This window comes from Streptomyces sp. NPDC004561, from assembly GCF_053602155.1.
In genome coordinates this window covers 1-2194 of sequence record NZ_JBSGDB010000818.1, presented here as the reverse complement: position 1 = coordinate 2194, position 2194 = coordinate 1, and the positions used below count along the sequence as shown (strand labels likewise).

Sequence of the window (2194 nt, the reverse complement as noted above, 5' to 3'; positions counted from 1 at the left end):
GCCCGCGAGGCCCTGGCGGCGTACGACGGTCCGCCGAACCCGGAGTGCGGGGTGGCCGGCGGGCCGGGTCCGGGGCAGGACGAGAGGCAGGAGCCAGCGCTTTGAACGAGTCTCGGGTGTCCGGTGCGGGGCAGATGACGGTGGCCGCCGCCTTCGCGGGGATGAGAAGAGTGGCGCCCGTGATGTTCAGAGCCGGCTGCCCGGACTGCCGGGGCCGTTTCGAGCTGGCCGCGAGCGCGCTGCGACTCGCCATCGGCGCCAGCAGCCGGACGACGTTCTACTCCTTCACCTGCCCCGACTGCGGTTGCGCGGTCCGCAAGCCGGCCGGGGAGCGCGTCATCGAGCTGCTCACCGGCGGCGGGGTCAGGACGCTGCGGCTGCATTCCACGGTGTAGGCGGCTGCGGCGCGGTCCGGGCGACGGTCTAGTCTCGACGTCATGTTCTGGCCGATGTTCGCGGTAGCCATGGGTTTCCTGGGTCTCGCCGTCCTGGGGGTGCTCGCCGTCCGGGTCTTCCTGGAGGCGCGGCGCCTCGGGCAGCAGGTCGCGGACTCCGCGCGCCGAATCAACCGCGCGGCCGAGGATCTGGAGCGGGCCGCCGTCAGCGCGGCGCACGCCGTGGACACGCTGTGATTGCCGCGGGCCATGCGGTTTGGGTCACTTCGCCCTGTCACGTTGTCGGTCCGGGCAGGTACGCTGCTGGTCGCGGCCCGGAGTACGAGGCGCGGTCCGCAGAGGAAGCGGAAGTAGGCGCGGGGATTGTTCTACGTTCACCCCCGGGCGTTACGATCGCTGCCAGCACGATGGTCAGACACTTGTCCGACCGGTCGGACATGCCCTGCCGCCCCGCCTCAGTGAGAAGGTGAAGACTTATGTTCCGCAACGCACTTGAGCCGTGGCACCTGGTGCTTCTGGTTCTGGTGATCGTCCTCGTGTTCGGCTCCAAGAAGCTGCCGGACATGGCGCGCTCGCTCGGCAAGTCCGCTCGCATCCTGAAGAGCGAGGCCAAGGCGATGAAGGACGACGGCGGCAAGCAGTCGACCACCCCTGCCCAGCCCGCGGAGGACCAGAGCACCGCTCAGCGCACGATCCAGGCTTCGCCCGGCGACGTGACCAGCTCCCGCCCGGTCAACGAGCCGACCGACTCCACCCAGCGCTGACGCGAGGACCGGCGCACCCGGTCCGCTGCACGAGATGAGGATGTGGGTTGCCCAAGTCTTCCCGCAAGCAGGAGAGCGATCCCGAGGGGCGTATGCCGCTCGCGGATCACTTGCGTGAGCTGCGCAACCGGCTCGCAAAGGGTGTCCTTGCGATCACCGTCGTGGCGGTGATCTCGGCCTTCTTCTACAAGGACATCATCAACTTCATCACCCATCCGGTGCTTCAGTCGGTCGGCTGCGGGCAGTCCTTCGGGGAGCTGGCCAAGACCAAGAACGCCCACTGTGCGCACATCACGGTCAACGGCCTGCTGGCGCCGTTCACCCTCGCCCTGAAGACCGCGCTGACGGCCGGCGTGGTGCTGGCGTCGCCGGTCTGGCTCTACCAGCTGTGGGCGTTCGTCGCGCCGGGCCTGCACCGGCACGAGAAGAAGTACGCCTACGCCTTCGTCGGTTTCGGCTTCCCGCTCTTCCTGGTCGGCGGCTACCTCGCCTTCCACGTGCTGCCCGTGACGGCGAAGTTCCTGGTCGACCTCACGCCGGGTGGCGCGGAGAACCTGCTTCCGCTGGACGAGCTCCTCGACCTGGTCACGCGCATGGTCGTCGTGTTCGGCCTCGCCTTCGAGATGCCGTTGCTGCTGGTGATGCTCAACCTGACCGGCATCCTGTCCGGCCAGCGGATGCTCGGCTGGTGGCGCGGCATGATCGTCGGCATCGCCGCCTTCGCGGCCGTGGCCACACCGAGCCCCGACCCCGGGACGATGCTGGCGCTGGCGGCGCCGATCTGGGGACTGTTCTTCATCGCCGTGGCCGTCGCGCTGCTCAACGACCGGCGCAGGGCCCGCCGCGCGGCCGAGGGACCCGGCGACGACGAGGCCTCCGAGCTGGACCTCACGCCCGAGGAGATCGGCGAGGTGGAGGCCGTGAGCGCGAGCCGCGCCCCCGAGCTGCCCGGCGCCACCGACCGCGTCAACGGCTACGACGACGTGACCTGACCGTCCGCGGCCGGCGAGCCGCCGTGCGATGCCCCCGCCCCGG

At 70.0% G+C, this 2194-nt stretch carries 4 protein-coding genes; all 4 read left to right on the top strand.

Annotation, left to right across the window (positions count from 1 at the left end; all coding sequences use genetic code 11):
* Window positions 1-134: 134 nt before the first annotated feature.
* The 4 genes from ACWEN3_RS45690 to tatC all read left to right on the top strand — a co-directional run bounded on the left by ACWEN3_RS45690 (window position 135) and on the right by tatC (window position 2151).
* Window positions 135-395 (top strand): hypothetical protein, encoded by a 261-nt coding sequence (locus ACWEN3_RS45690; protein WP_452984259.1) that lies wholly within the window; start codon window positions 135-137, stop codon window positions 393-395.
* A gap of 42 nt (window positions 396-437) precedes the next feature.
* The gene (locus tag ACWEN3_RS45685; protein ID WP_452984257.1) at window positions 438-632 is read left to right on the top strand and encodes a hypothetical protein; all 195 of its coding nucleotides are present in this window, start codon (window positions 438-440) and stop codon (window positions 630-632) included.
* Window positions 633-871: 239 nt separating this feature from the next.
* On the top strand, window positions 872-1159 hold the full coding sequence (gene tatA / locus ACWEN3_RS45680; RefSeq protein ID WP_452984255.1) for a Sec-independent protein translocase subunit TatA: 288 nt from the start codon (window positions 872-874) through the stop codon (window positions 1157-1159).
* 47 nt (window positions 1160-1206) lie between these two features.
* Window positions 1207-2151 (top strand): twin-arginine translocase subunit TatC, encoded by a 945-nt coding sequence (gene tatC / locus ACWEN3_RS45675; protein ID WP_452984253.1) that lies wholly within the window; start codon window positions 1207-1209, stop codon window positions 2149-2151.
* Window positions 2152-2194: the final 43 nt, after the last annotated feature.